The 26,638-nt window shown below is 68.4% G+C and carries 26 protein-coding genes; 19 read left to right on the forward strand and 7 right to left on the reverse strand.

Translation table 11 applies throughout. The annotated features are described in order from the left end of the window. Positions 1–48: 48 nt before the first annotated feature. On the forward strand, positions 49–795 hold the full coding sequence (locus DEO23_RS05690; protein ID WP_109275055.1) for a DUF6270 domain-containing protein: 747 nt from the start codon (positions 49–51) through the stop codon (positions 793–795). 12 nt (positions 796–807) lie between these two features. Here DEO23_RS05690 and DEO23_RS05695 read toward each other — a convergent pair whose 3' ends face one another. From DEO23_RS05695 to DEO23_RS05705, 3 genes are all read right to left on the reverse strand, one after another. Beyond that, the gene (locus tag DEO23_RS05695; protein WP_109275056.1) at positions 808–2,040 is read right to left on the reverse strand and encodes an AI-2E family transporter; all 1,233 of its coding nucleotides are present in this window, start codon (positions 2,038–2,040) and stop codon (positions 808–810) included. A gap of 113 nt (positions 2,041–2,153) precedes the next feature. Beyond that, positions 2,154–2,336: a hypothetical protein gene (locus DEO23_RS05700; RefSeq protein WP_109275057.1), complete on the reverse strand. Its 183-nt coding sequence runs from the start codon at positions 2,334–2,336 to the stop codon at positions 2,154–2,156. Between the two features lie 182 nt (positions 2,337–2,518). Then, positions 2,519–3,853 (reverse strand): hypothetical protein, encoded by a 1,335-nt coding sequence (locus tag DEO23_RS05705; RefSeq protein ID WP_109275058.1) that lies wholly within the window; start codon positions 3,851–3,853, stop codon positions 2,519–2,521. A gap of 472 nt (positions 3,854–4,325) precedes the next feature. Between DEO23_RS05705 and DEO23_RS16055 the strand changes: the two genes are divergently transcribed. The 12 genes from DEO23_RS16055 to DEO23_RS05765 all read left to right on the forward strand — a co-directional run bounded on the left by DEO23_RS16055 (position 4,326) and on the right by DEO23_RS05765 (position 13,243). Further along, a complete protein-coding gene (locus DEO23_RS16055; RefSeq protein WP_165831740.1) occupies positions 4,326–5,102 on the forward strand; it encodes a hypothetical protein in 777 nt (258 codons plus the stop codon). Then, entirely contained in the window at positions 5,095–6,297 is a 1,203-nt protein-coding gene (locus DEO23_RS05715) for an SRPBCC family protein (RefSeq protein ID WP_165831741.1), read from the forward strand. Before DEO23_RS16055 ends, DEO23_RS05715 begins: the two co-directional genes overlap by 8 nt. Positions 6,298–6,324: 27 nt before the next feature. Then, positions 6,325–6,747: a gas vesicle protein GvpJ gene (gene gvpJ / locus DEO23_RS05720; RefSeq protein WP_109275061.1), complete on the forward strand. Its 423-nt coding sequence runs from the start codon at positions 6,325–6,327 to the stop codon at positions 6,745–6,747. 14 nt (positions 6,748–6,761) lie between these two features. Continuing rightward, a complete protein-coding gene (locus DEO23_RS05725) occupies positions 6,762–7,493 on the forward strand; it encodes a GvpL/GvpF family gas vesicle protein (RefSeq protein WP_109275062.1) in 732 nt (243 codons plus the stop codon). Positions 7,494–7,504: 11 nt separating this feature from the next. After that, entirely contained in the window at positions 7,505–7,753 is a 249-nt protein-coding gene (locus DEO23_RS05730; RefSeq protein WP_109275063.1) for a gas vesicle protein GvpG, read from the forward strand. 2 nt (positions 7,754–7,755) lie between these two features. Continuing rightward, the gene (locus DEO23_RS05735; protein WP_109275064.1) at positions 7,756–8,151 is read left to right on the forward strand and encodes a gas vesicle protein GvpO; all 396 of its coding nucleotides are present in this window, start codon (positions 7,756–7,758) and stop codon (positions 8,149–8,151) included. 34 nt (positions 8,152–8,185) lie between these two features. Beyond that, a complete protein-coding gene (locus DEO23_RS16500) occupies positions 8,186–8,638 on the forward strand; it encodes a gas vesicle protein (protein ID WP_276309441.1) in 453 nt (150 codons plus the stop codon). Positions 8,639–8,668: 30 nt separating this feature from the next. Further along, positions 8,669–9,577, forward strand: coding sequence for a gas vesicle protein (locus DEO23_RS05745; RefSeq protein WP_109275065.1), 909 nt, complete (start codon positions 8,669–8,671; stop codon positions 9,575–9,577). Further along, positions 9,561–9,884 carry a gas vesicle protein K gene (locus DEO23_RS05750; RefSeq protein WP_109275066.1) on the forward strand — a complete coding sequence of 108 codons (324 nt, stop codon included), beginning with the start codon at positions 9,561–9,563 and terminating at the stop codon, positions 9,882–9,884. The genes DEO23_RS05745 and DEO23_RS05750 overlap by 17 nt, the downstream gene beginning before the upstream one ends. Then, positions 9,881–10,678, forward strand: a complete 798-nt coding sequence (locus tag DEO23_RS05755; RefSeq protein WP_165831742.1) for a GvpL/GvpF family gas vesicle protein — start codon at positions 9,881–9,883, stop codon at positions 10,676–10,678. Before DEO23_RS05750 ends, DEO23_RS05755 begins: the two co-directional genes overlap by 4 nt. A gap of 398 nt (positions 10,679–11,076) precedes the next feature. Next, complete coding sequence (locus tag DEO23_RS05760) at positions 11,077–12,429, forward strand: hypothetical protein (protein ID WP_133249844.1); 1,353 nt, start codon at positions 11,077–11,079, stop codon at positions 12,427–12,429. 124 nt (positions 12,430–12,553) lie between these two features. After that, positions 12,554–13,243, forward strand: coding sequence for an acyltransferase (locus DEO23_RS05765; protein WP_133249845.1), 690 nt, complete (start codon positions 12,554–12,556; stop codon positions 13,241–13,243). Positions 13,244–13,288: 45 nt separating this feature from the next. On the opposite strand, the gene DEO23_RS05770 is transcribed toward DEO23_RS05765, so the two are convergent. Then, entirely contained in the window at positions 13,289–14,863 is a 1,575-nt protein-coding gene (locus DEO23_RS05770) for a polysaccharide pyruvyl transferase family protein (protein WP_165831743.1), read from the reverse strand. Between the two features lie 333 nt (positions 14,864–15,196). On the opposite strand from DEO23_RS05770, the gene DEO23_RS05775 reads away from it, so the two are divergent. The 3 genes from DEO23_RS05775 to DEO23_RS05785 are packed head-to-tail and all read left to right on the forward strand — an operon-like array spanning position 15,197 to position 18,950. Further along, on the forward strand, positions 15,197–17,182 hold the full coding sequence (locus tag DEO23_RS05775; protein ID WP_109275071.1) for a CDP-glycerol glycerophosphotransferase family protein: 1,986 nt from the start codon (positions 15,197–15,199) through the stop codon (positions 17,180–17,182). Beyond that, on the forward strand, positions 17,179–17,898 hold the full coding sequence (locus tag DEO23_RS05780) for an IspD/TarI family cytidylyltransferase (protein ID WP_109275605.1): 720 nt from the start codon (positions 17,179–17,181) through the stop codon (positions 17,896–17,898). Before DEO23_RS05775 ends, DEO23_RS05780 begins: the two co-directional genes overlap by 4 nt. Before the next feature lie 23 nt (positions 17,899–17,921). Then, on the forward strand, positions 17,922–18,950 hold the full coding sequence (locus DEO23_RS05785; protein ID WP_240613235.1) for an NAD-dependent epimerase/dehydratase family protein: 1,029 nt from the start codon (positions 17,922–17,924) through the stop codon (positions 18,948–18,950). A 96-nt stretch (positions 18,951–19,046) separates the two neighbouring features. Here DEO23_RS05785 and DEO23_RS05790 read toward each other — a convergent pair whose 3' ends face one another. Next, on the reverse strand, positions 19,047–19,754 hold the full coding sequence (locus DEO23_RS05790) for an SDR family NAD(P)-dependent oxidoreductase (RefSeq protein WP_109275072.1): 708 nt from the start codon (positions 19,752–19,754) through the stop codon (positions 19,047–19,049). Then, positions 19,747–20,433 carry an IspD/TarI family cytidylyltransferase gene (locus tag DEO23_RS05795; protein ID WP_109275073.1) on the reverse strand — a complete coding sequence of 229 codons (687 nt, stop codon included), beginning with the start codon at positions 20,431–20,433 and terminating at the stop codon, positions 19,747–19,749. The genes DEO23_RS05790 and DEO23_RS05795 overlap by 8 nt, the downstream gene beginning before the upstream one ends. Before the next feature lie 300 nt (positions 20,434–20,733). Between DEO23_RS05795 and DEO23_RS05800 the strand changes: the two genes are divergently transcribed. The 3 genes from DEO23_RS05800 to DEO23_RS05810 all read left to right on the forward strand — a co-directional run bounded on the left by DEO23_RS05800 (position 20,734) and on the right by DEO23_RS05810 (position 24,518). Continuing rightward, positions 20,734–21,642 carry an ABC transporter permease gene (locus DEO23_RS05800; RefSeq protein WP_109275074.1) on the forward strand — a complete coding sequence of 303 codons (909 nt, stop codon included), beginning with the start codon at positions 20,734–20,736 and terminating at the stop codon, positions 21,640–21,642. Further along, a complete protein-coding gene (locus tag DEO23_RS05805) occupies positions 21,629–22,507 on the forward strand; it encodes an ABC transporter ATP-binding protein (protein WP_109275075.1) in 879 nt (292 codons plus the stop codon). Before DEO23_RS05800 ends, DEO23_RS05805 begins: the two co-directional genes overlap by 14 nt. Before the next feature lie 193 nt (positions 22,508–22,700). Further along, positions 22,701–24,518, forward strand: a complete 1,818-nt coding sequence (locus DEO23_RS05810; RefSeq protein ID WP_109275076.1) for a glycosyltransferase family 2 protein — start codon at positions 22,701–22,703, stop codon at positions 24,516–24,518. Between the two features lie 125 nt (positions 24,519–24,643). On the opposite strand, the gene DEO23_RS05815 is transcribed toward DEO23_RS05810, so the two are convergent. Further along, the gene (locus DEO23_RS05815; protein ID WP_133249846.1) at positions 24,644–26,503 is read right to left on the reverse strand and encodes a CDP-glycerol glycerophosphotransferase family protein; all 1,860 of its coding nucleotides are present in this window, start codon (positions 26,501–26,503) and stop codon (positions 24,644–24,646) included. Positions 26,504–26,638 lie beyond the last annotated feature (135 nt).

Genomic DNA, 26,638 nt, shown 5'->3' on the forward strand with positions numbered 1-26,638 from the left:
AGGCCATGCGCCGTGCGGAGGACCATGCCCGCACCCCTGAGGAGACTCGTGCCCGAGACCACCGGGAACCGACCGCTCCGGGTCACCATCTACGGCAGCTGCGTCTCGCGCGACACCGTGGATCTCGCCGCCCACGACCGCATCGAGGTCGCGGGATACGTCGCGCGCCAATCGGTGCTCTCGATCGGGAACGACGCCAGTGCCCGCTTCCCGCAGGACGCGGCGATCGACTCGCCCTTCCAGCGCCGGATGATGGAGGGCGACTTCGCCGGCAACGCCGCGCAGAGGATCCTCGAAGAGGCGCCCCACAGCGACCTCCTGCTGTGGGACCTGGCCGACGAGCGCCATGGCGTGCAGGCCTATCTGGACGGTGACGTGGTCACCCGCAGCATCGACGTCATGAAGTCCCCCGAGGTCAAGGCGGCGCTGACGGGGTCCCTGCACGTCCCCTTCGGCGACGACGAGCACTTCGAGACATGGAAGGCCTCGGCGGACGCGCTGCACGCGACGCTCGAGGAGGCCGGCCTCACCGCACGCACCGTGGTCCTCGCGGTGCCGTGGGCGCTGTGCGCGATCGACGGCAGCGAGACCCCCGCCAGCATGGGCATCACCCCGGCCGACGCCAACGAGCGCTTCGCTCGCTACTACGACCACCTGCGCGACCTCGGGCTGCGCATGATCGAGCTGGACGTCGAGGACGTGCACTCGGACCCCGAGCACCGTTGGGGCCACTCGCCCTTCCACTACGCCCAGGACGTCTACGAGCGGATCGCCGAGGCGCTGCTCAGCGTCTGAGGCCTCGGCGGATCACTCGCCGTCCCTCCCCGATCTCCCGGAGCCTGCGGACCGGGCGGACTCCGCATTCTTCTGCAGGGTCTCCCCGCCGTCCTCCACGGCGTCGTCCACCTCGTCCGGCGTCGGTCCCGAGGTGACGGGCACGGCCTCCGTCTCCGGGGTCCACCGCCGGGCGGCGACCACCATCGAGTTGACGGTCGCGATGAAGGGCACGGCGAAGAAGGCGCCGATGACCCCGGCGACCGCCGCACCGGTGACCACGCCCAGGACCACGCCCAGCGGGTGCACCTTGACGGCGGAGCCCGTCAGCAGCGGGTGGAGCACATGGGACTCGATCTGCTGCACGCCGACGACGATCGCCAGCATGATCAGCGCCGACACCCAGCCGTTGAAGACCAGGGCGAGGCCCACCGCGACGACGCCGCCCACGATCGCGCCGACCACGGGCACGAACGCCCCGAAGAAGACGACGACGGCGATCGGCACCGCCAGCGGGACCCCCAGGATCGTGGCCCCGATGCCGATGAAGAGACCGTCGGTCGCGGCGACCACGAGCTGGATGCGGATGAAGTTGGTGAGCGTGTGCCAGCCGGCCGCGCCGGCGACCGTGATGCGTCCCTGGGCGGCGGTCGGGAACAGGCTGACGGTCCAGGCCCAGATCCGGCGGCCGTCGATGAGGGCGAACAGGGTCACGAAGATGACGATGAAGATGCCCTCGAGGAGGTGCGCCACGCTCGAGCCGGCTTCGGCGGCGCCTGCGCCGATCTCGGAGGCGTGCTTCTGCAGCCAGGCCGTCCCCTCCGAGACGTAGTGGTTCACGTCGGCGCTGGAGATCCCGATGCCCAGCGGATGCGAGGCGAGCAGGGCCTCGGCCGAGTTCAGGGACGACAGCACCTGCTTCTCGATCGAGGGGAGCTGGTCGCGCACCTGCTGGATGACCACGAGCACGAGCCCCGTGAGCACGGCGAAGACGACCACCCACGCGGTGATGATCGCGACCCACTTGGGCCAGTGGTGGCGCTGGAGGAAGGAGGACAGCGGCACCAGCAGGGCCGAGAGCAGCAGCCCGATCAGGAAGGGGACCACGATCTCCGAGAGCCAGATGGCCAGCAGCACCACGGCGGCGATGCCCAGTCCGATCACGAGCACCCGCCAGGTGTACGCGGCGCCCACCTGGAGTCCGCGCGGGATGGTGTCCCGCGGTGCGGATGCGGGGGAGGAGGTGTCCTCGGGGGAGCGATTCATACGATCACGGTACGCGCGCTCGGATACGGTTCCTGACAATTCCGACAGCGTGTGGTCAGTGGGGACCGGGAGCACGGGTGACGGGCGGTCCGAGAATGCTCACCGCCACGGGGTCACCGCGGGGAGTGTCCGCGGGAACGGGTCCGCCGGGCGTCCTCGGTGCGGTCCCTGCGGGCCTCCTCCGCCTCTCGACGGCGGAGCCGCCGACCGATGACGACACCGACGGCGACCACCAGCAGCACGACGACGGCGGACACCGCGAAGAACGCGATCAGGGGCTCGAGCGGCAGCAGCATGCGGCGAGGCTACCCCTGCGTGGTCGCGGTGTGGGGCTCCGGGCGGCCCCGAGCGGGCAGCCTCACGCGAGATCGGCGAGCGACGCTGGGCACCCGGGTCGTGGACGGTCTGAGCGCCCCCGGACGCAGAGGAGCGGGGGCAGTCCACAGGACTGCCCCCGCTCGACGACGGTGGGACGGGATCAGATCCCGCGCGGGGAACCGCCCTCCACCGGGGGCTCGCCCTCACCGTCGGTCAAGGGGCGACCCTGCTCGTCGACGCGGCGACCCTGACGCAGCTGATCGTCGTCCGAGAGCAGGCCGTCGTCCTCGCGACGGTCCGCGGCCTGCGCGCCGCCGGAGCGGGGACGCTCGCCGTCCGGGGCCGGGCGATCGTCGCTTGCGACCGGGCGGTCACCGAACTGCTGGTCATCGAACTGCTGACCCTGACCCTGCGCGGTGCGACGATCGAACTGCTGGCCATCGACCTGATCGGTGCGGCCGCCGGCGATCGGCTGGGCGGTCGTCTCGTCGTCGCGACGATCGTGGATCCGGGAGTCGTCGGCGAAGCCCTGGCGGGGCTCCTCGCGGCCCTGGACGCCCTGGTCATCGCGGAGTCCACGGCTCTCACCCTCCTGGACGGGCTCGGCCGCATGGCGGCCGTGTTGGCCGGTTCGACCCTCGCCCTGCGCCGAGATCTCGTCGTCGCCGAGCACACGACCGCTGGTGTCCTCGCGGTAGCCCTCGTCGGCGGCGCCGCGCGGAGCACGGCCACCGGTGTCGTCGGAGCCGACGACACGATCCTGATCGCCGACGGGGCGCTGCCCGTCCACGCGGTCCTGATCGCCGAGACGATCCCGATCATCGAGGTGCGAGCGCTCACCGGTGCGGCCGCGGTCGTCGCCGTAGCGCTCCTCATCGACCCGCTGGTCGGCTCGGGGTGCGGCATCGCCCCCGCGCTGTGCGCCGTCGCGGCCCGTGAGGGCGTCACCCTCGGGACCGCGGTCGCCGCGCTCGTCGCGGACGTCGGCGTCGTCCCGGGTGCCCGCGGCACCAGCGCCAGCGGCACCTGCACCGGCACCCGCGGCGCCGGCGCCGGCTCCCGCAGCCCCGGCGGCGCCGGTGCCGTCGGTCCGGTCGTCCGCGCGCTGGGGATCACGGGCGTCGTCACGGGAACGGCCGTGCTTGGTGTCGACGTCGGGATCGATCTCGTCGGCCTCACGCAGGCGGTCGTCGACATCGGCGCGCGCGTCCTGCGCGCTGTCCTGATGGTCGCGCGCGGCCTGCTCGCGACGATCGGCCTCGAGCTTGGCCTTGTCGGCCTCGAGCGTGGACTCACGTGCCTTGAGCTCGCGCTCCTGCACCTCGACCTTGTCCCGCTCGGCCTGCTTGCGGATCTCCTCGGCGCGGTGACGGTCCGCCTCGGCCTGACGGGCCTTGCGACGCTTCGAGCTGACCACCCCCAGCACGATGAGGATGATGAGGACGACGAGCACCACGATGACGACCGGGATGACCCAGCCGGGCAGGTTACCCATGTGCTTCTCCTTTGGTCGGACCCGGTCTCCCGGGGCGGGGAAGTCGACTGCTCTGGCAGCCGCAGCGCCTTGATTCCACCAGAAATCTGTGTCGGGCGCCACAAACGGCCCTCGTATGGCGGGACGTGAAGCAGACCGCAGGTCCTCCGCGGAGCGCGGGCGCGCGGCGGTGAGGCCTCCCCAGGGCCGAGAGATCTCCGCGCCGGGCGGCGGAGCGGGGGATGCCGTCGAGAGCCTCATCAGGCCGCGCGCAGCCCGAGCAAGAGGATGACGGACCCCATGCGCTGACCACGTGGTCAGCTCGAATTTTCAGGGAGGAACGGTGCAGGTCACGCGCGGATTCGGGCCGATAATACGGTCGAGCCGGGCGACGGGCAGGCGACAGGTCTGCGGGCCCGTGGAATCGTTCCGATCCCGTCGAGCACCTCGGCGGAACCTATGGAGTGCCGAAGGCACCGTTCGGAGGCCGGACGTGAACAACAAGACGACGGTGACAGCTCTGATCCTGGGCGGCTACCTGCTGGGTCGGACGAAGAAGCTCAAGCTGGCCCTCACCGTGGCCGGAGCGGTCGCAGGAACGACCGCCGCGAAGAACCGGGGCAGCATCGCCCAGTCGCTGGGAGAGGTCGCCCAGTCCTCGCCCGAGCTCAAGAACCTCGGCGACAAGCTGACCGGGCGGCTCGCCGACTCCGGCAAGAACGCGGCGCGAGCACTCGCGGCGAAGCAGGTCGACCAGCTCAGCCAGCGACTGCAGGACCGGACCGAAAAGATGAAGGCGTCGCTGGACGAGGCAGCCCAGGAGGCCGATCCCACCACCGAGGACGACGGCACGGAGAACTCCGGGCCTCAGGAGGAACCGGACCAGCCCGCCGACGGCGAGAGCGCCGAAGCTGACGACGACGCCGGGGCTGACGACGATGCCGCCGGCGATCAGGACGATGCGGGCGAGGAGGCCGACGCGGAAGCGGCGACGAGCGAGCCTGCTCGCAAGACCCCCGCACAGGGGGCTGGGCGCTCGAGCTCGCAGACCAGGCAGGCTCCCAGGACGTCGTCCGGGAAGAGCGCTGCGCGGTCGAAGACCTCCGCATCCGGAGGGTCGGACACGGGCGGGACATCATCCTCGTCGACCCGGAGCACGACGAGCAAGCGATCGACCTCCTCGAAGTCCTCCCCGTCGTCGACGAAGAAGCCCCGCAGCACGCAGAGCACGAAGCGCACGCCGACGAAGCAGGGAGGTTCTGATGAGTGAGAACTCGATCTTCGCCGGGCTCAAGGAACACGGCACCGACTTCGCGAGGACCCTCGGCCGCAAGGCCATCGCCTCCGCCGGCAACCGGGTCGACGCCCTCGCCGACCGTTTCGACGGTGCTGGCGACGCGCAGAGCGAGGCGACCAAGGCCGGTGCGCAGAAGATCGCCGAAGGCGAGTCGCCGGCCAAGGCCGCTGTCTCCGCCGCGGGAACGGGCGTCAAGGAGAAGGCAGCCGGCCTCGTCGGCGCCGGCTCCGACTCCGACTCCGACACCTCAGGCGGGTCCTCCGGTGGCGGAGCAGGGTCCGGCGACTTCAAGTTCACCAACATCGTGGAGTGGACGGACGTCGGCCTGCCGCTCTCGGTCGTCTACAACGCCTTCACCGACTTCGAGAACTGGCCGACCTTCATGAAGAAGGTCGAGCACGTGGAGTGGGTCGACGACGTGACGCTCTCCATCAAGGGCCAGGTCATGTGGTCCCACCGCACCTGGCAGGCGACCATCAGCGAGCAGGTCGCGGACTCCCACATCGTGTGGGACTCCACGGGGGAGAAGGGCAGCATCAGCGGCAGCGTCACCTTCCACGAGCTGGCGCCCAGGCTGACCCGCATGGTGGTGATCGGCGAGTACCACCCCCAGGGGTTCGTCGAGAAGACGGCGAACATCTGGAGGGCCGTCGGTCGACGCTTCCGTCTGGAGCTGAAGTTCTTCGTCCACCACGCGATGACCGAGGTCATCCGGGATCCCTCGGCAGTCGAGGGGTGGCGCGGGGAGATCCACGACGGCGAGCTCGTCACCTCCCACGAGGAGGCCCTCGACCACGAGGAGCAGGACGAGGAGACCGCGGACGGGCCTGTCGACGAGGGCCAGGACGACGCCGACGCCCCTGCCGCGGAGGACGACGAGGCAGCTGAGGCCCCTGAGGCCGACGAACCGGAGGACGCCCCCGAGACCGACGAACCGGAGGATCCGGCCGCGGACGAGGACCAGGACGAAGATCCGGACGAGCCTGCCGTCGAGGGCGACGAGCCCGAGGACGATCAGCCCGCCGACGAGGACGACGAGCCCGTGGACGAGGACGACCAGCCCGCCGACGAGGACGACCAGCCCGCCGAGGAGGACGAGGACGTCGAGTACGAGTACGTCGACGTCCCTGCCGACGAGACCGACGAGGACCGCGACGGGCGCTCCTGAGCGTCCCGACCGAGGAAGAAGGTAGTCATGAGCACGAACACGATGGAACGCTCCCGCGGAGGGTACGTCGACAGGCCGTCGTCCAGCTCGCTGGCCGACGTCGTCGAGATCATCCTGGACAAGGGACTGGTCATCGACGCCTACGTCAGGGTGTCGCTGGTCGGTATCGAGATCCTCACGATCGATGCACGCATCGTCATCGCGAGCGTCGACACCTATCTCCGCTTCGCGGAGGCCACGAACCGACTGGACCTGTCCCAGCAGGGAGGCCGCGACCTCCCCGAGCTGATGGGCGGCATGGCCCAGGACGGCGCGCAAGGCAAGACCAAGGGCGCCGTGGAGGGCCTCAAGGACGCCGTGACGCCGGGCAGCGACGAGAGCTCCCAGAAGCAGGAGCAGCCCCGTCGCCGCACCAAGCAGCACGCCCAGCAGGGCTCGAACTCCGAGTGAATCGGAGCACCGGCATGGAGACGGACCTGTACCTCTACGGCATCGTCCTGGCGGACTGCGAGGCCCCCTCGGTCGAGGGGGTGCACGGGCACGCCCCTCGCGTCGTCGGCTCCGGATCGCTGGCCGCCCTGGTCAGCGATCTGGAACCGGTGGACGCGCTCGGCGATCCCGATGATCTCGTGGCGCACACGCAGGTGCTGGATGCCCTCGCCGAGGCGCATCCCGTCCTGCCCATGGCCTTCGGGACCGTGCTCCCGGGCGATGGCGACATCGCGGCGGATCTGCTCTCTCCCCGGGAACAGGAGTTCGTGACGGCGCTCGAGCGCCTGCGCGGACTGCAGCAGTACACGGTGCGCGTGAGGTTCGATCGGGACGCCGCACTTCGCGAGATCCTCGAGCAGAACCCGGAGGCCATGCGGCTGCGCGAGCAGATCGCGGGCACCAGTGAGGATCAGACGAGGCCGCAGCGGATCCGGCTCGGTGAGCTCGTCGTGCAGACGTTGGAGGCCTGGCGGCCTCCGGAGTCCGAGAGCATCCTCGGCCGACTGCAGCCCACCGTCTCCGAGCTGGCCGTGCGGTCGATCGGCAGTGCCGAGGACGTCGTCGAGGCGGCCGTGCTCGTGCGCCCCGATGCCGCCGACGGCTTCGAGGCCGAGGTGGAGCGGATCGCCGAGGAACGCCACGAGCGTCTCCGCTTCCGCCTGGTCGGGCCTCAGGCACCCTACGACTTCGTCCCGCAGATGTGAGGTGAGTTCCGATGGGGATCTTCTCCTCCTTGATCAGCGCCCCGCTGCTTCCCGTGAAGGGAACGGTGTGGGTGGCCGAGCAGGTGCGCGACGAGGCCGAGCGGCAGTACTACGACCCCGCGACGATCCGCCGCGCACTGGAAGAGGTCGGTGACGCCCGGGAGGCAGGGACGATCGGCCAGGAGGAAGCAGATCGCATGGAGAAGGCGCTCGTGCGCCGCCTGCTCGCCTCCACCCGACGCAGCACGTCGAAGGAGTGATCATGAACGACCAGAACACCGACGAGGCCCAGCAGGACGCGGACGAGTCCGTGGACACCGAGAACACCGAGCACAGCGGCGGTCACGACGCCGACACGCACGAGGAGGGACCGGACGACGGCCGGAAGCGCAAGAAGGTCGCCCGGGTCTCGGCCGCGGACGCCGTCAAGACGGCGGTGTCGCAGTTCGGAGAGCTCACCAACCGCACCCCGGAGTCGGTCATCGGGGTGCGCTGGGACGAGGACCATTGGAGCGTGCGCATCGAGGTCGTCGAGTCCCGGCGGATCCCCGATACGGCCGACCTGCTCGCGGAGTACGAGGTGGAGCTCGACCGACTGGGCCACATCACCTCCTACGACCGCAAGGATCGCTACGTGCGCGGCCGCCCCGGCGAATGATCTGCGCAGGCGAGACGGGAAGAAGGTGTGAAGGATGAGCATCGTCAATTCGACCGGCGGGCCCATGGAACCGCAGCGGGACCGCGAGGGCACGCTGCTGCACGTCGTCGAGACGCTGCTGGACAAGGGCCTCGTGCTGAACGCGGACATCATGGTCTCGGTCGCCGGAGTGGAGCTGCTGGGGATCCGCATCCGTGCGGCCCTGGCCTCGTTCGAGACCGCCGCCCGCTACGGCCTGGACTTCCCTGCCGGCACGGACCGTGACACGGTCGCGTGGCAGGAAGCCATCGAGGCGAAGGACACCTGCCCGCAGTGCGGCAAGCGCGCCGAACTCAAGCAGCTCATGAACGAGTACTGCCCCTGGTGCGGATGGCAGAGCGCGCGCTCGAAGGAGCTCGAGGCGAACGGACCTGCCGACAGCGCAGGGCCCGCGGTCGCCGAGCAGGGCGAGCAGGAGCTCCCCGTCTCGGCAGCGCGCGAGGACTGAGCGGGCCGGGGCATGGACGAACCCGCCGCTATGCAGCCGAATCGGGATCCGCGGGCGACCCTCCCGGACCTGCTCGAGGTGCTCCTGAACAAGGGGGTGCACCTCAACCTGGACCTCATCATCTCCGTCGCCGACGTGCCCCTGATCGGCGTGAACCTGCGGGCCACCATCGCCGGCATGGAGACCATGCTCGAGTACGGGATGATGAACGCCTGGGACCGCGACACCCGTGCCTGGGTCCAGAAGTCCCTCTCGGCGCACCTGCCGCTCGCCGAGGGCGAAGAGGTGATCGCCAAGATGGCCGGTGGCCACTACCACGAGGGCTTCTACCGCACCTGGCGCCCCGGCACCGCCTACCTCACCAACCGGCGACTGATCATCCATCGCCGGGACCCCGTGGAGACCCTGTGGCAGGCTCCACTCGCCTCCATCACGGCGATCGAGCCGATCCGGGAGCGCTCCATCGGCGGCGAGTCCCGGACGCGGCTCCATGTGACCCTCGAGGACGAGAGCCGTTCGATGCTCTCCGCGGTCGACCCGGAGCGGTTGATATCGCTGGTGCGCGGCCAGCTGGGGCACAGTCCCGCCGCGGAGGCGGACGAGCTCCCGGGCGCTGCGGACGGGCCCGTGCTCGAGGGCCCCATGTGGTACCTCGAGACCCGCGCGGAGGGCGGCACCTGGCGCGCCGGGCACGCGAGCCTCACCGAGGCCGACGGCCTGGTCTGGAAGTCCCCGCTGGACGGCCGTGCCCGGGTGCGCACCTCTCTGCTGGAGGACCCGCGCTACACGCTCGAGGAGCACGAGAACCCGACCGACGAGCAGCAGGTCCTGGTCCTCGACAGTGCGGCCGGGACGACGCGGCTCGCCGCCCCGGACGTGGTCCGATGGCACGAGGAGCTGACGACGAGGAAGGGGGCCGGAGATGGCGCTCGAGGTTGACGAGGAGAGTCTCAAGCACGGGGTTCTGACCCTCGTGGTCACACTCGTCGAGGTCATCCAGGAGGCACTGGAGACGCAGGCGGTGCGGCGCATGGAGGGCGGCGACCTCACCGAGGAGGAGCAGGACCGGCTCGGCGAGGCGCTGATGGAGCTGGACGAGGCGATGGACCAGATCAAGGCGGAGCACGGGATCACCCGCTCCGTCACCGACCTCCACGACGGTCTCGACGACGTCGTCGACGAGGTCGTCGACAAGCTGATCAACCCCGCGCGATGGGCCGAGGAGAACAGGAAGGACATCACATGAGCGAGGCCGCCGATCTCTACGTGTACGCCGTGGTGGGGGACGGGGACTACCGGCCGACCGCCACCGGGATCGACGGAGCGCCTCTGCAGGTGGTCGATGCGCCGTCGGGCCTGCGGGCCGTGGTCCACGAGCACACCGCAGGGCCCTACGAGGGTCCCGACGACGACGTGAAGCGATGGATCCTCGAGCACAGCGACGCGGTCGACGACGCCTGGCAACAGTGCGGCGCGGTGCTGCCCGTCTCCTTCAACGTGATCGTCCACGGCGATCAGGAGGCCGGTTCGACCCCCGCGCAGCAGCTCGCCGACTGGCTCGAGACGAACACCTCCCTGCTGGGCCCACGTCTCGAGCACCTGGAGGGGACGACGGAGCTGCGGGTGGAGATCTCCCTGGACCGTGCGAAGCACGTGGCGGAGGACCCCGAGGTCCTTTCTCTCACCGCGGAGATGGAGAGTCGGCCCGCCGGCGTGCGGCGACTGCTCTCCAAGCGACTGGAGAAGATGGAGAAGGACCTCGCCGATCGAGCTGCCGACGGTCTCTACCCGGACCTGCGCACGCGCCTCGCCCAGCACTGCGTGGACATCGAGGAGTACCGCCGCGCTGCGCGGGATCCGGGACTCGTCCCCGTGCTGACGGCGGCGTGCCTCGTGCGGACCGCGCAGACCGAGGGCGTGGGTGCCGAGCTCACGAGCATCCAGCAGGAGCACCCGAGCCTCAGCATCCGCTTCCTGGGGCCGTGGCCGCCCTACTCCTTCGCCGACATGACGGCGACCGAGGGATCCATGACGGCGTGAGCTGAGGCGTGACCCGACGCGAGCGGGTCGGGGGGCATTCCGGGGCGTCGGGGAGCTCACCCCTGAGGCGCCCTGGGGAGGGTCGCCAACCCGCGAATCCGGGATGATCCATCATCGGTGCGGGCCGACTGGCGAAACGTCGTGGCCGCACGATCACCGATCAGGAATGTGCGGAAACGATCGCGCCGGGCGGCGCGTCAGACCCGACCAGAATGCACGCGAGTCGTGGGCCGGGCGACGCGCTGTAATCGGTTAATCTGCCACGGAGTTGGCTCGGGAGCGTCGTCCACGTGCGACGACCGAGCCTGCCGGAGCTCCAGGGCGCGAAGGCGCGCCCTCGGACCTGATACGGGTGCGCCCGGACGGCATTTCATTCGCAGAGGGGAACGAGGGGACCATTGGTCGACATCTCATCAATAGGTATTCGGGAAGACGGGGACGCGCTCGTCGTCTCCGCCAACATCACCATGCCTGATCAGGAGGGTGAAGCCTGGTATCGGCTCCCGCTGAACTCACGGACAGATCTCGAGGCCGCGACAGATGCTTTCTTCACCATCGGCATGATCCTCGCCATGGGGAGCGATGGAAGGCTGACGATCGACCGACCGGTATCGAAGCGGCTGTTGTACAACAAGCGGGCGATCCAGGACATCTTCCTGATGTGGTATCCGGAGAAGCTGCGTGCCTTCGATGTCGACGCGCCCGTACGGGATGAAGATGCTGCCCCGCAGAGAGGCACGTTCAGCTGCTTCACAGGTGGGGCGGATTCTTTCGACACTCTGATCAACAACCGGGACGACATCGACGCGATCTGCTACGTCCACGGCTACGACATCGCGCTGTCGCGCACCGAGATCCGTGATGCCACGTCGTCGCATCTTCGGGAAGTGGCGGCGGAAACGGGCAAGGAGCTCATCGAGATCTCGACGAACATCCGCCGGTTCCAGAACCGTGCGGGCTCATGGCCGCTGATCGCGCACGGGGCGGCGCTGGCATCGGTCGGGCACCTGCTCAGTGCCAGATTCGGACGCATGCTCATGCCGGGCTCGTACACGTTCGCCGACACGTTCGCGTGGGGGACCCACCCCATCCTCGACCACCGCTGGTCCACTGATCGTCTGTCCGTGGTGGACGACGGCAACGGGTCGGATCGCGTGACGAAGATCGTGGGCCTCTCCCGCGATCCTGTCGCCCAGCGGCATCTGCGCGTGTGCTGGCAGAACACCGGCAAGTACAACTGTGGTGAATGCGAGAAGTGCAAGCGCACGATGATCACGCTCGCGGTGGAAGGCGTCCTCCCCGATTTCGAGACCTTCGAATCGACGATCTCGCTCCAGGCGATTCGTGACATGAAGGTGTCGAGCGACGGCAAGCGTTCGTACGCGCAGGCGAATCTCGATCATGCGGAGGCGAAGGGTGCCACGGAGATCGCGGACGTGCTGCGCGGCCTCATCGCCGATTATGATGCGAAAGTGGAGAAGAAGGCTCAGGCCTCCGCAGCGAAAGCGCCGAAGACTCAGGCCGCGACCGGCAAAGGTGCCGGTGCCAAGCCCGCGAGCGCGACCGCGCAGACCGCGGCGTCCGGTGCAGGGGGCACGGCAGCATTGGAGAAGCGGCTGCGTGCCGTCGAGAAGCGGCTCTCCGCGACGGAGAGTCGCACTGCTGCACACGCCAAGACCCTCGACAAGATCCAGAAGCTGTGGCCGGTCCGTTCATGGGGTCGATTCGCCGCGTGGCGCCATGGCGAATAAGGGAGACAGTGAGCCGGCACCGGCGGACACCGGAATCTGCTCGCCACTCACGATGTACTGGCTACCGGATGTATCCCGGCCCTGACAGAAAGGCAATTCTCCTGTGGAGACTCTCCGCGAGCTGATGCCGTACGACGATGTGCGCGGCAACTCGATCGACTACGACGGTGACCTGCCGGAGACCGCGAAGGTGACCATCAAACTCCGTGGTTCCGGTAACAGACTCGTGGTCGCGCGGGACGCGAAGATCGTGGATCTGATGGTCGATTTCTCCGGTGACGATGCGGTCGTCGTCATCGAAGGCACCACGGAGAGTCGCACGGGGCTGAGATTCTCCATGCGCCTCGGGCACGAGTGCACCGTCCGGATCGGAGAGAACGTGGGCACCGAGACGAAGTCGTTCATCAGGGTCTCGGAGGGCCAGTCCGTCACGATCGGGGAGGACTGCATGATCGCCTCGGGCGTCGCCTTCCGGGCCGACGACTCGCACGCGATCTACGACGTCCGCACTGGGAAACGTTCGAACCCGGCAGGCTGCATCGACGTGGGGGAGCACGTCTGGCTCGGCAAGGACGTCGTCGTGATGGGTGGCGTGACGATCGGGCAGGGTTCCGTCGTCGGGCTGCGCGGGATCGTGACGAAGGACCTGCCCAACAACTGCGTCGCCGCCGGGGCGCCCGCGCGGGTGGTCAAGCGCGACGTCGCCTGGGAGCGCCCGATCCTGAGCTTCAGGGAGCCCGGCATCCCGGGGCTGCCACGAGGTCACAAGAAGAGCACGAAGTACTGGAACGTGACCCGAGCGGACGGCGACTGAGCAGGGGAGCGGGGCCCCGCCCAGTCGCCGCGCTTCAGCGGTGGGTCAGTTCGTGTCGTTGCCTGCGGCGGCCAGATCCTTGCGTGCCTGGGCCAGTTCCTTCCGCGTCTGTGCCAACGCGACGTCCTTCTTCTTGTAGCTCTCGTAGCCGCGGCGGAGCTTCCGTCGCACCTTCCCCTGGTACTGCTCGTGCGAGGTGCCCTCGTATCGGGGGAGGTTCTTCTCGAGCTGCTCGTACGTGTAGGGGCGTGTTGCGCTCTGCGGTGCGACGACGCCCTTGATGCCCTCGAAGAGCGTCCGGTACACGTCCATCATCTCGGATGGTTTCTTCGAGACGCCCTCGTCCATCGCGCGGTCCAGCTGTGCGATCACATGGTCCGCGTTCCAATCCTCCGAGGGAATGGCCCGGTGTCCGTAGCCCACCGAGTCGTAGAAGTAGGGCACCTTGAAGTTCCAGGACAGCCCCACGCAGGGGACGGAATACGCGAAGCTGGTGATGCTTGCGTGCAGGCGGTAGGCGATCACCCCGTCGCAGGCGGTCAATTCACCGATCAGCTCTTCGGGAGAGTTCACGGTGAACATCGTCTTGCTGATGGGGACATCGCGCTTTCGGACAATGTTATCCAGGAACACCTCGTCGGCGAAGTGGCCGGTGGTGAACAGTCGGTAGTCGTCCCCGCGCGCCTTGAGCTTCGCGATGACATCGAGCCAGAAGTCCTGTTGATCCTTCTCCGAGAAGTTGATCTTGTTGTCCTTGAAGATTCCGGCTCGAGTGACCACGAGACCGATTCGTCGCCCCGAGGTCTTCTTCGGAGCCGCCGAGTCCCCCGCAGACGTGGCCTGCTGCGTCGCGGCCCTCGCAGCTTCCTCCTCTCGTCGGCGCGCCTGGACAGCGAGGCGGGGGAGTGCGCGGTGCGCCGTCCGGCGGGCGATCTGCTCGATCTGCCGGCGGGAGGTCGATGCGGCTCTCGAGAGTGCGGACGCGGACGTCCGCTTGGGTGCCTCGCCTGCGGGATCGCCTGCGTCGACGGGCGCGCCGAGGTTCGTGGCGGCGCTGCTCTCCTGGGGATCCGCGATCGGTCCGAACACGATGTCGGCGTAGACGGCGGGGTCGGCGACGTGTGCGGTGGGAATGCCCGTCTCCTCGGTGTACTTACGCACTGAGTCGAAGTCGTCGCGCGTGGTGATCTGGCGGACCACCGGCAGCTGCAGCGCCTGCTTGAGTCGCTGGGACTTCTCGTTCTGGGCGTCGTACTTCTCCACGCCGATGCTCGAGAAGATCACGGGGACTCCGAACTCCTGAGCAATCTCGAGAGTCGTGATGGTCTTCCGATAGAACACTTGGTAGGCGTAGTTGAAGAGCGGCGCGCCTCCGAAGATCAGGAGGTCGGCGTTCGAGATCGCTTTGCGCGCCGCCGACAGGTGCTTGGGGTCGTTCCGCTGCAGGTACTTCTTGTTGATGATGCCCGCTGCACGGCTGTCGATGACGAACGATTCATCGTCGCGACCGAGATTCCTCATGGCGGCCTTGATCAGTGCGATCACCGAGGCCTCGATGATCTGATCTCCGACATTGTCCGAGTCGTTGTTGGTCAGCAGGAGGACCTTGAACTTGGGCACTATTGCTCCGTTATCTTCGTGTTCACCGGCTTGTCGCGCGTTGTTCAGCTGGTGTCGGCGGCTACGATGTCACCTGGCGTTCAGCTTGCGTCTACCGGACGTACAGTACCCAGCGCGGGCTGGACGTGGAAGCGGCTGCGCCGCGGGCGTCGTTGCCCGCGGTGATGTGCGCCGCGCGTTTCTGCAGTTCAACGAGCTGGCAACTGTCAGCCTCGGCAGCGGTGCCGTGAGGGGACCGGGGGCGAGTGGTCGTCCGTGGAAGAAGCAAGGGAAGGGGCTTGTCGAGTGGCGGCACGCTTGAGAGTGGCAGAGATCTCGTGGAGTCATATCTGGGTGACGTTCAGGCTCACCTTCGATGGCATCGAGGATCCACCCGTCGCTGTTCCGGACGAAGCGCAGCCCGTAGGGGATCAACGCCTGGGGCTTCGATCCTCGCGCGCAGCCGGGAGTGCCTCCGAGGCCAGCGGCCTCCCCGACGTCTCCCCGGAGTTCGCGCGAGCCGCCGGCGAGGCGGCGACGCGGACCGGTCGTTCCGTCGAGAGCCCCTCGGAAGACGGTGCCTCACTCGAGACCGAGTCGACCGAGGCCGAGGCGATGGGCGTCGTCGAGGTGCCCGTCGAGCAGGAGGTCGCCACCGATCCCGTGGCCGTCCCCTCGGTGGAGCAGATCGAGTCCGGCGCCGTCGAGTTCATCTTCGTGGACAAGAAGAAGGTGCAGCGGGCCGAGGCGACGCACCTCGGCGGTCGCGATTACGAGATCCGCGTGAACATCACCCGCTTCAACGGCCGGCGGCAGTTCCCCGACGGCACCTGGAGGCTCATCCCCCGGGTTGCCGGGCAGCGCGGCAAGGCCGCTACCTACAGCCTCTCCGATGCGGAGCGGCTGCCGGAGCTCTCCCGTGTCTACATGTACGACTCGAACAAGACCGGGTACACGATCTCCTTCGGGTTCTCCGAGGCGGAGGATCCGCCGATCCTGCTCATGCGCGTCTACCAGCTGTTCCGCAGGGCGAAGAAGCCGAAGAAGCCGAAGCTCTCCACCCGCATCAAGCGGTACCCCTCGACCCTGCGCAAGCGGCTGACGAGCAGGAAGAAGAAGACCGAGACGCTCACCTCGTTCTACTCCTACGTGCGCAGCCACCGACCGGAGGGCCGGAAGCCGAGGATCCTGTTCGCCTCGGAGCAGCGCCCCCGCATCAGCGGCAACCTGCTGCGCATCCGGGACCGCATGATCGAGCGCGGTCTGGACAAGGACTTCGAGTTCACCGAGTCCTTCCGCATCCCCAGCACGAGCGACAAGCGCTCGACCCTGCGTGCCGTCAAGCTGCTCGCCGAGGCCGACTTCGTCTTCATCGACGACTACTTCGCGATGTTCGACTCCCTCAAGCTCGCGAAGGACTGCACCATCGTCCAGGTCTGGCACGCGGGCAGCGGCTTCAAGGCCGTGGGGTACAGCCGGTTCGGCAACTACGGCTCGCCGAAGCTCCAGAACGCGCACCGTCGTTACACCTACGCGATCACGGGCTCCAAGCATCTCGTCCCGGTCTACGCCGAGGTCTTCGGCATCGAGGAGGAGGCGGTCGTCCCCACCGGTCTGCCGCGCATCGATGCCTTCCTCGACCCTGAGCGCACCGAGCGCGTCAAGGAGGACTTCTACCGGGAGCATCCCGACCTCCACGGCAAGAAGCTCATCCTGTTCGCGCCGACGTTCCGCGGCCGCGGCATCAACGACGGCTACTACGACTTCGACGAGATCGACTTCGACGCGCTGTACGAGTACTGCGGGGACGACGCCGTCGCCCTGTTCCGCATGCACCACTTCGTCAGCACGCCGATCCCGATCCCGCCCGAGTACGCCGATCGCCTCCGCGACTTCTCCCACTTCCCCGACGGCAACGACCTGCTCCATGTCGTGGATCTGCTCATCACCGACTACTCGTCCATCATCTACGAGTACTCGCTGCTCGAGCGCCCCATGCTGTTCTTCGCCTACGACAAGGACGTGTACGCCACGACTCGTGGCTTCCACCGCGACTACGTCGAGACCGCGCCGGGCAAGGTGTGCGGCACCTTCGACGAGCTGATCTCGGCGATGAAGGACGAGGACTACGAGCAGTGGCGCCGGGAGAAGTTCGTGCGCGAGAACTTCGACCACGTCGACACGCACTCGGCGGACCGCGTCATCGACTGGCTGCTCCTCGGTCGCCCGATCGGCAGCCCCGTCGAGGGCGAGGGCGCGATCGAGGCACAGGAGCTGAACGATCCCGCCGCCGACGCGACGGGAACGACCCGCGAACCCGTGAAGGAGACCGCATCATGAGCGTCGGAGTGATCTTCGCGGGGGGCATCGGCAGCCGCATGAACTCCCGCGCACTGCCCAAGCAGTTCCTGGAGGTGAACGGGCGGCCGATCATCGTCCACACATTGCAGCACTTCGAGGACCATCCCGAGATCGAGGCGGTCGCCGTGGCGATCCTGCCCGCGTGGCGCGATCACTTCTCGAAGCTGGTCTCGCGCTACGAGCTCACCAAGGTGAAGTGGATCGTGGACGGCGGCGGGACGGGCCAGCAGTCCCGACACCGTGCGCTGCAGGCCGTGTCGGAGGAGCGCCCGGCGGACACCGTGGTGCTTGTCCACGACGGCGTCCGCCCGTTGATCGACGAGGGCCTCATCTCCAGGAACATCCGTGGGGTCGAGGAGTACGGCACGGCGATCACCTGCTGCAAGGTCAACGAGACCATCGTGACCAGTGATCACGGCGAGGTCGGATCGATCATCCCGCGCGGCAACCTGTTCGCCGCCCGGGCGCCTCAGAGCTTTCGTCTCGGCGAGATCCTCGCCGCCTACGACGCGGCCGTGGCCAGCGGGGAGGACGACACCATCGACTCGTGCTCCGTCATGAAGGACTTCGGGTCCACGCCCCTGCACAGGATCGACGGCCCCGTCTCCAACATCAAGATCACCACGGCGGAGGACTTCTACGTCTCCCGCACGTACTTCGAGCTGATCGAGAACCAGCAGATCGTGGGGTTCTGACCATGAGTGCTTCGACACGAGTGATGGCCGATGACATCGCCGAGATCATCGGCCGCGACCTCCCCTGGGAGAAGCTGACGGGCACCACGGTGCTCGTGACCGGAGCGAGCGGCATGCTGCCCTCCTATGCGGTGCGCACACTGCTCCGGTTGAACGACGAGCACCAGGCGGGGATCACCGTCCTCGGACTCGTGCGCAACGAGGAGAAGGCTCATCGGGCGCTGTCCGACGTCGTCGAGCGGACGGACTTCCGTCTGATCGTGCAGGACGTCTCGGCGCCCCTGGATCTCGAGGGCCCCTTGGATCTGATCATCCACGGTGCGAGCGCGGCGCGGCCGTCGCTGCACAGTGCGGATCCGATCGGCACCATGAAGGCGAACCTCCTGGGGACCATGAACCTCCTGGACCTCGCCGCGCGCACGGGCAGCACCTTCTCGCTGATGTCCTCGGCCGAGGTCTACGGCTCCCAAGCAGCGGACGTCGAGCTGATCGGGGAGAACAGCTACGGCGGCTTCGACATCCTCAACCCTCGTTCCTGCTACTCCGAGGGCAAGCGTGCAGCGGAGACCCTCTGCTCCGCGTACGCCGCGCAGCACGGGATCACCTGCAGGATCGCCCGCTTCGGGCACATCTACGGTCCGGGCATGGCGCTGGACGACGGTCGCGTGCAGGCGGAGTTCACGGCGAAGGTCCTGGCCGGCGAGGACATCGTGCTGAACAGCGACGGCAGCGCGCAGCGCACCTACACCTACGTCGGCGACGCGATCGCAGGTCTCTTCTTCATCCTGCTGACGGGGGAGGAGATGGTCTACAACATCTCCGACGTCGACGGCCTCACCTCCATCCGCGGTCTGGCGGAAGCGTTCACCACCGTGCGCCCCGAGCTCGGTCTGCAGGTGCACACCAAGCCCTCGGACACGGGCAGCCGCTACGCGGCGGCGAAGGCGCAGGGCCTGGACAGCGCACGGCTGCTCGCGCTGGGATGGCGCCCGCTGGTCGATCTCTCGTCCGGGCTCGCCCGGACGGTCCGCAGCCACGCCGACGAGGCCTGATCCTCCGGCGCCCGCCACAGGGCGAACGGGAAGGGGCCGGGTGCAGCGTGTGCTGCACCCGGCCCCTTCCTCATCCGCCGCGGAGGCGTCGATCGCTCACTGGCGGACGACGATGTTCTCCGAGTCGATGAAGCGGCCCACGGGCGAGGCGAAGGTCTCGATGACCCGCGCGACGTGCTCGGGCTGCATGATCGTGTCCGGGTCCTCGTCGGGCGCGAGCGTGCGACGCAGGGCCGTCGCCGTGCGACCGGGGGACAGGCAGACCACGCGGGTGCCGTAGATCGCGAGCTCCTCGCGCATCACCTGGCTCATGTTGATCACGGCCGCCTTGGAGGCCGAGTAGGTGAGCCAGCCCGAGCGCCCGTTGATGCCGGCGGTCGAGGCGATGTTGACGATCAGCTTGAAGACGTTGCCCTTGTTCAGCAGCGTCTTGACGATCAGGAACGGCGCGTAGACGTTCACGTTCATCGTCTTCTCGAAGTCCTCGATCTCCGCCTGCTGCAGCGGGATCGGGTTCGTGTAGCCCGCGTTGTTGACGAGGATGTCGATGTTGCCGACCTCCTCGTGCACGGACTCGAGGTTCTCGATCAGCGAGTCGCGATCGCCCACGTCGACGTAGCGCGTGATGATCTTGCGGCCCACGGGGCTCGAGGAGCGCAGCTCCTCGACGGCCTCGTCGAAGTCGTCGGACTTGCGGGCGAACATCACGACGGTGGTGATGTCCTCGCTGTTGTGGATGAAGCGGTGCACGGTCTCCAGACCGATCCCGCGCGAAGCACCGGTGACGAGAGCGGTCTTAGTCATCGTCTTCCTCCTCCGGGCGCAGGAGGAAGCCCGCCATGCGCAGATCAGTGGGCGTGGTGACCTTGAAGTTCACGTCCGAGCCGTCGATGAAGTACACCGGGTGGCCGGCGACGGCGACCAGGGTCGCGTCTTCCGTGAAGACCTTCTTGTCCTTCTCCGCCTGGGAGTGGGCGTCGACCAGATCGGCCTTGGAGAACTTCTGCGGCAGCTGCACGTTGCGCAGCTGATCGCGCTCCAGGGAGCCCGTGACCTCGCGCGTGTCCGGGTCGACCGGAGCCACCGTGAAGGAGATCGGGGTCATCAGCGAGACGTTCGCGTGCTGGTCCTCGATGAGGTCCTCGAAGTTCTTCTTCGTCACCAGCGGGCGCGCGGCCTCGTGGATGATCACGTTCTCGTTCGTGCAGTGCGGGAGCATCGCTGCGACGGAGGAGTGGCGCGAGTCGCCGGCCTCGACGAGCGTGACCGGGGTGGAGATCGCGTAGTCCTCGAGCACCTGCTCGACGGACTCCTTCCACTCCGGCGGGTAGTTCAGGACGATCTGGTCGATCTTCTCGACACGGTTCGCCATGACCAGTGCGTAGACGAGGATCGGGATGCCGCGGAGCTTCAGCAGCTGCTTCGGCTGGTTCGCGCCGACGCGGGTCCCGATCCCTCCGTTCAGCAGGATCAGTGAGTACATGGATGTTCCTTCGGGCAGTCGAGGTCGCGCGCCACGACGCTGCGGACTGGCCGCATCATCGGGGTCACGCGACTGCTACGTCGGTCGACCGGGATTTCACCTCCCGGACATGTGCCCGTCACCCTACAAGACGGCCTGTGCAGATCCTGCGAGGGTGTCGCGCTGTGCGGGATACCACCGCTGACCGTGGTGGGGCCGGCGTTAGGATGAGGAACGCTCGGCCGACGGACGGCCACCCTGCCCCGGAGCCTCGGAGATTGGTACGGCCTGTTGACTGCTAGCGAACCGGCGACCCCCGCTGTGCCCCCACCCCTGGAGCGCACCTACGCCCCGGAGTGGGTGGAGACCACCGCGCGGCAGAACGGCCTGGATCGGATGGGCGTGCGCCCCTCGCTGCGGGAGTACATCCCGGAGCTGTGGAAGCGACGCACCTTCATCCGGGTGCTGGCGATCTCGAAGGCCCAGGCCAAGAACCAGAACACCTACCTCGGTCAGGTCTGGGCGCTGCTCACGCCGATCCTGAACGCCTTCGTCTACATCCTCATCTTCGGCTTCATCCTGCAGGTGGGCCGCGCGGGGATCGAGAACACGATCGCGTTCATCGTGGTCGGCGTCTTCATGTTCCGCTTCTTCGAGATGTCGCTGACGGCGGGCTCCAAGGCGATCCGCACCAACATGAACCTGGTGCGCTCGGTGCACTTCCCGCGTGCCGTGCTGCCGATCGCGGGCGTGGCGGCGGAGCTGACCACGCTGGCGCCGGCGCTGGTGGTCATGTGCGTGATCGCCTACTTCTCCGGGCTGCTGCCCAACGAGGGCGCGGTGCCGCTCGCATGGCGGTGGCTGCTGCTGGTCCCGGCGGTGCTGCTGCTGTGGTGCTTCTGCACCGGCGTCTCCTTCATCATGGCGCGCGTGGTCGCGCAGACCCCGGACATCGACAACCTGATCCCCTTCGGCGCGCGCATCCTCATGTACGCCTCCGGCGTGATCTTCTCCATCGACCACTTCGTCGGGAAGTTCTCCTGGGGATGGGTCATGGAGTACCAGCCGGTGGCCGTGTACCTCTCGCTCGCGCGATCGAGCATCCTGAACGAACCCGCCTACCCGCTGGATCCGGTCATGTGGCTCGTCGGCCTGGGATGGGCCGCCGTGTTCCTCGTGGGCGGGTTCCTCTACTTCTGGCAGGGGGAAGAGACCTATGGCCGCAATTGACACCGACGAGGACGACTTCGAGGTCGATGCCGAGGACCTCGACAACACTCCCGTCGCCGAGAGCGACTCCGAGCGCCTCTCCCTGCTGGTCAACGACCTGCACGTGACCTATCGCGTCTTCGGCGCGAAGAAGGTGGGCCACGGCCCCGCCAAGAAGCAGACCGCCCTGCAGAAGTTCCTCAGCCGGGGTGCCTCCCAGCAGGGCGTGCGCGAGGTGAAGGCGGTGCGCGGCATCTCCTTCAGCGCGCGCCACGGCGAGTCCATCGGCATCATCGGCGTCAACGGCTCGGGCAAGTCCACGCTGCTGCGCGCCATCGCCGGGCTGATCCCGCCCGCCTCCGGCTCCGTCTACGTCGCGGGCGATCCCGCCCTGCTGGGCGTGAACGCCGTGCTGATGGGGGACCTGAGCGGCGAGCGCAACATCATGATCGGCGGTCTCGCCCTGGGCCTCACCCAGCAGCAGGTCAAGGACCGCTACCAGGACGTCGTCGACTTCGCCGAGATCGGCGAGTTCGTGAACCTGCCGATGAAGTCCTACTCCTCAGGCATGGGGGCGCGGCTGCGCTTCGCGATCTCCGCGAGCGCCGTGCCCGACATCCTGATGATCGACGAGGCGCTCTCGACCGGCGATGCCGGGTTCCGTGCCAAGAGCAAGGCCCGGATCAACGAGGTCCGCGAGTCGGCCGGGACCGTGTTCCTGGTCAGTCACTCGCTGGCGACCGTGAAGAGCATGTGCGAGCGCGTGCTGTGGGTGCACAAGGGGCAGCTCGTCATGGACGGGCCCGCGGACGAGGTCTGCAAGCACTACAAGAAGTTCGTCAACGAGACGAAGAAGCTCGCGGAGGAGCGCGCCGCGGAGAAGTGATCCCGGGAACGGGAGCGGCGGGACCGGACATGGGCCGGTGCCGCCGGCGCTCCCCGCGCGCATCGCCGGTGGGTGGCGGTGGAGTCGAGGGGATCGCGAGGGGTGGTCCGGGCGCCGTGCCCGTGACACCGTGACCACGAGGAGCCCGCGCGGGGGAGAACGCGCCGGGTTCCCTGCACCGAGGGGGAAGACGATGACCCAGCCAGAGGTCTCCGAGAAGACCGAGCCGGAAGGCTCCGGGAGCACCGGGCCGGAGGTCTCCGTGATCATGGCCGTCTACAACGCCGGGACGTATCTCGAGGATGCGCTCGGATCGACGATGCAGCAGGGCCTCGGCGCGACGCAGATCGAGGTGATCGCCGTCGACGACGGATCGACCGACGGCTCCGCCGACGTGCTCGACCGCTTCGCGTCCGCGCATCCGAACGTCCGGGTGATCCACCAGGAGAACTCGGGAGGCCCGGGCGGTCCCCGCAACACGGGCCTCGACCTCGCCACGGGCCGCTACGTCTTCTTCCTCGACGCCGACGACCTGCTCGCCGAGAACGGCCTGCGCGAACTGGTCGCCGTCGCGGACGAGCAGGGGTCCGACGTCGTCCTCGGCCAGGTGCACGGCATCGACGGGCGCTCCGCGCGTGGAGCGACGTTCCCGGCGACGCGCCTGCACGTGGACCTGATGGAGGACAGGATCTTCCGCACCCTCGGTCCGTGGAAGCTCTTCCGACGTGAGCTCCTCGAGCAGCACGGCATGCGCTTCCGCACCGACGTGAAGGTCGCGGAGGACCAGCTGCTGGTCGCCCAGGCCTACCTCACGGCCTCCGTCATCAGCATCTGTGCCGACCGCGACTACTACTACCTGCGCCAGCGCGAGGACGGCGGCAACGTCACCCGCACCAAGCGCGGGCCCGTTGAGCTCGTCGACGCCTTCACCCGGCTGACGGAGGTCGTCGTGGCGAACACCGAGCCGGGGCCGCTCCGCGACGCGGTGATGTGGCGCTCGGTGACCTGGTCGCTCGGCAAGCCCCTGGACGCCCGGTTCCTGCAGGGCAGCGAGCGTGACCAGCAGTACGTGGTGGACAGGATCCGTGCCGTGCTCGCCCCGGTCTACACGCCCGGCGCGGCGGAGCACCAGGAGCCCCTGCTGCGCCTGAAGACCGAGCTCGCCCTGGCGGGGGAGACGGACACCCTCCGCCGCGTCATCGAATGGCAGAAGCCGCGTCTGAAGCCCCCGCGGCTGCTGCGGCTCACCGACGACGGCGCGGCCTACGACCTGCCCGAGGACCTCGCCCGCCAGATCGGCCCGGAGCGCCTCCCGCCGCCGCCCCTCAGTGCGAAGGGGATGCTCCTGGGCATCGAGGTGGAGGGCGACAGGGTCCTCGTGCGCGGGGCGGCCCGGATCCGACGCGCCGTGAACCCGGCACCGCAGACGCTCCTGCGTCTGCGCGAGCGCGAGAGCCGACAGGTGATCGATGTGGCGGCGCGCCTGCGGAGAGCCGAGGAGCACAAGGACGGTGTCGGGGCCGAGTTCGACCTCGCCGTCGAGACCGATCGGCTTCCCGAGGGCGTCTGGGACGCCTGGATCGTCCAGCGCGCCGGGGAGTCCGAGGCCGTGCGACGGTTCGGCGGTGCGCGGGCCGCCGACGTGGAGACCGGGCAGCGGGAGCTGACGGACGCGGACGGTCGTGCCCGCGGGATCGTCTACTTCACCAAGAAGGCGTCGAACCTCTCGATCGACATCGGCTTCCAGCTGCATCCCGATCCGAACGCTCCGGAGGAGCCGGAGGAGGAGCAGGCGGAGCAGGCGGAAGCGGAGCAGGGGGAGACGCCCGAAGGACCCTCTGCCGCCGGGACACCGGCCGAGGCGACGTCGGCCGACGCGGACGTCCGCGGCACCGCCCCCTCGGACCGCGACCGTGAGGGTCACCGGACGGATGCCGAGGGAGACGCGCAGACCGATCGCAGGCGCGGCGGGATCCGCGGCGCCGTCCGCAGGATCCTCGGCGGGCGCTGAGCGCGAGCGCCCCACCTGCCTCGGCCACGCCGGCTTCTCCAGCCACTCCACGACGACGGACGGGCCGTGCACCGATGCGGTGCACGGCCCGTCCGTCGATCCGGGGGATCAGGGCAGGGGGACGGTCAGTCCTCCTCGTCCTCGTTCTCGCCCTCGGCGTCCTCGCCGGCGCTGCCGGTGTCCTCGGCCGCAGCGGCCCGGCTGTTCCGGGACTCGTCCACACCCTCGTCGGCGCCCTCGGTGACGGCGTTCAGCGCCGCGACGGGCTTGCGCTCGTGCAGCACGACGTTGCGGGCCGCATCGACGAAGGCGTCGGCGTAGTTCTCCGCCGGGAACGGGCCCAGGTAGTCCACGCGCGTCTGCTTGCGCTGGTTCCCCTTGGGGTCGGTGACCAGCAGTCCCTCGAGCATCTCGTCGAGATTCGAGAGGTCCTCGGCGATCACGTACGCCGAGCGGGCCAGCGGGAACATCCGCTCGAACTCCGCGATCGAGTAGGACATCGTGACCAGGCCGTAGGGCTTGCCGGAGTACAGGAAGTCCGGCACCACGGAGGAGACGTCGGAGATCATCGCATCGGCCGCGTTGAAGCAGCCGAAGGCGTCGAGGTCCTTCTCCGCTGCCCTGCCCCACAGGTGCTCGCGGCCACTCGCCTCCTGGTCCTCGCGCAGCATCTGCTTGATGGCGCTGATGTTCTGGCGGGCCGCGGGGTTGCGGTAGCTGAAGGGGTGCGGGCGGAAGACGACCGTGATCCCGCGGTCCAGCAGCTCGCGGATGATCTGCGGACCCACCGGGAGCGAGCCGTAGTTCGTGTCCGCGTAGTGCCCCTCCCAGGTGGGGGCGTACAGCACGGTGCGCACGGGGAGGTTCTCCGGGCCCTGCTGCTCGACGGTCTCCACCTGCGGGCGGCCCACGATCGTGAACTTCTCCTGGGGGATGTCCACGCCGTTGTTCTCGTAGCGGTCGATCGCCGCCTGGCCGGCCACGAACACCTTGTCGTACAGGGCGGTGACGGGGTTGAAGCTCGAGGCCTTGTCGCTGTCCCCGTGCAGCAGCTGCACGTGGGTGATCTGCGGGTAGCGCACCAGGTGCACGTTGGGCGCCGAGTTGTTGACGTAGAAGGCGGTGGTGATCGACGGGGTGATGACGTCGTCGAGCTGCCAGATGTTCGTGCGCACCACGACGGGGGCGTCGGTCAGGCGTCGGATCTCGCGGAAGGCGGAGGTCTTGCGCAGCACCACGATGAAGGGCTCGCCGATCCGCTCGAGGTACTCGATCCACATGCCCACCTGGTAGGCGGACCCGGCGGGGACGCCGTAGTAGAGCACGAACTTCGGAGCGTAGGCCTCGACGGCCGCGTAGAGGTTGTTGTCGGCGTTCACCGAGTCGCGCACGCGGCGGAAGGAATCCAGCGCGTGGTAGCCGGCGACGGCGAGGGCGATCAGCGGCAGCACCAGCAGGGCGCCGGCCGGCACGCCCACCAGCAGCAGGAGAGAGGCGAGGGCGGTCAGCGAGAGGTCGACGACCAGCACGACGTTCACGGGGAAGGCCGGACCGCGGTGATCGGGGATGCCCGGCAGGTTCGCCACCCGCAGCTTGCGGCCGGGGGCGACCCTCGTGACGACGGGCTCGGAGAGCGGCACCAGGGCGAACAGGGTCGCGGTGATCCAGCCGACCACGCCCGTGGAACCCTCGGCCCAGCAGATGGCCAGCGGCAGCAGTCCCAGCAGCAGACGGATCCCGTGCTCCCCGGCCAGCGCGGCACGGCCGACGTGCTTGCGCAGACGCCGGTAGCCGCGGCGGATCAGGATGAAGAACGGGTAGACCGCCGGGATCGCGGCGATCGCCGGATGCACGCCGATCGCCATCAGCACGAACGGGGCGATCGCGAAGATCGTCTGGGTCAGGCGCCGGCGCAGACCGGCCATGCGCTGCCACGGCACGGACATCCGGTGCGTCGTTGCCGAGGGGTTCGAGGATTCTGTCATCGAGGGGGATCCTTCTTGTGCGGTCAGCATCGTGAGGCGTGCTCGGACGGCGTGGTGTCGGCGGCCGGGGTCAGCCCGGACGGACACCGCCGCGAGAGTACTCGGTGGGTATCGGATGGCGACGGCGGGAACGGG

The organism is Brachybacterium endophyticum, assembly GCF_003130585.1.
Classification (GTDB): Bacteria; Actinomycetota; Actinomycetes; order Actinomycetales; family Dermabacteraceae; genus Brachybacterium; species Brachybacterium endophyticum.

Bases quoted from the DNA above. Each gene is read 5' to 3' on its own strand.
- DEO23_RS05695 (WP_109275056.1), bottom strand. From the start codon at position 2,040: ATGAATCGCTCCCCCGAGGACACCTCCTCCCCCGCATCCGCACCGCGG.
- DEO23_RS05700 (WP_109275057.1), bottom strand. From the start codon at position 2,336: ATGCTGCTGCCGCTCGAGCCCCTGATCGCGTTCTTCGCGGTGTCCGCC.
- DEO23_RS05705 (WP_109275058.1), bottom strand. From the start codon at position 3,853: ATGGGTAACCTGCCCGGCTGGGTCATCCCGGTCGTCATCGTGGTGCTC.
- DEO23_RS05715 (WP_165831741.1), top strand. From the start codon at position 5,095: ATGAGTGAGAACTCGATCTTCGCCGGGCTCAAGGAACACGGCACCGAC.
- gvpJ (WP_109275061.1), top strand. From the start codon at position 6,325: ATGAGCACGAACACGATGGAACGCTCCCGCGGAGGGTACGTCGACAGG.
- DEO23_RS05725 (WP_109275062.1), top strand. From the start codon at position 6,762: ATGGAGACGGACCTGTACCTCTACGGCATCGTCCTGGCGGACTGCGAG.
- DEO23_RS05730 (WP_109275063.1), top strand. From the start codon at position 7,505: ATGGGGATCTTCTCCTCCTTGATCAGCGCCCCGCTGCTTCCCGTGAAG.
- DEO23_RS05735 (WP_109275064.1), top strand. From the start codon at position 7,756: ATGAACGACCAGAACACCGACGAGGCCCAGCAGGACGCGGACGAGTCC.
- DEO23_RS16500 (WP_276309441.1), top strand. From the start codon at position 8,186: ATGAGCATCGTCAATTCGACCGGCGGGCCCATGGAACCGCAGCGGGAC.
- DEO23_RS05745 (WP_109275065.1), top strand. From the start codon at position 8,669: ATGCAGCCGAATCGGGATCCGCGGGCGACCCTCCCGGACCTGCTCGAG.
- DEO23_RS05750 (WP_109275066.1), top strand. From the start codon at position 9,561: ATGGCGCTCGAGGTTGACGAGGAGAGTCTCAAGCACGGGGTTCTGACC.
- DEO23_RS05755 (WP_165831742.1), top strand. From the start codon at position 9,881: ATGAGCGAGGCCGCCGATCTCTACGTGTACGCCGTGGTGGGGGACGGG.
- DEO23_RS05765 (WP_133249845.1), top strand. From the start codon at position 12,554: ATGCCGTACGACGATGTGCGCGGCAACTCGATCGACTACGACGGTGAC.
- DEO23_RS05780 (WP_109275605.1), top strand. From the start codon at position 17,179: ATGAGCGTCGGAGTGATCTTCGCGGGGGGCATCGGCAGCCGCATGAAC.
- DEO23_RS05785 (WP_240613235.1), top strand. From the start codon at position 17,922: ATGGCCGATGACATCGCCGAGATCATCGGCCGCGACCTCCCCTGGGAG.
- DEO23_RS05790 (WP_109275072.1), bottom strand. From the start codon at position 19,754: ATGACTAAGACCGCTCTCGTCACCGGTGCTTCGCGCGGGATCGGTCTG.
- DEO23_RS05795 (WP_109275073.1), bottom strand. From the start codon at position 20,433: ATGTACTCACTGATCCTGCTGAACGGAGGGATCGGGACCCGCGTCGGC.
- DEO23_RS05805 (WP_109275075.1), top strand. From the start codon at position 21,629: ATGGCCGCAATTGACACCGACGAGGACGACTTCGAGGTCGATGCCGAG.
- DEO23_RS05810 (WP_109275076.1), top strand. From the start codon at position 22,701: ATGACCCAGCCAGAGGTCTCCGAGAAGACCGAGCCGGAAGGCTCCGGG.
- DEO23_RS05815 (WP_133249846.1), bottom strand. From the start codon at position 26,503: ATGACAGAATCCTCGAACCCCTCGGCAACGACGCACCGGATGTCCGTG.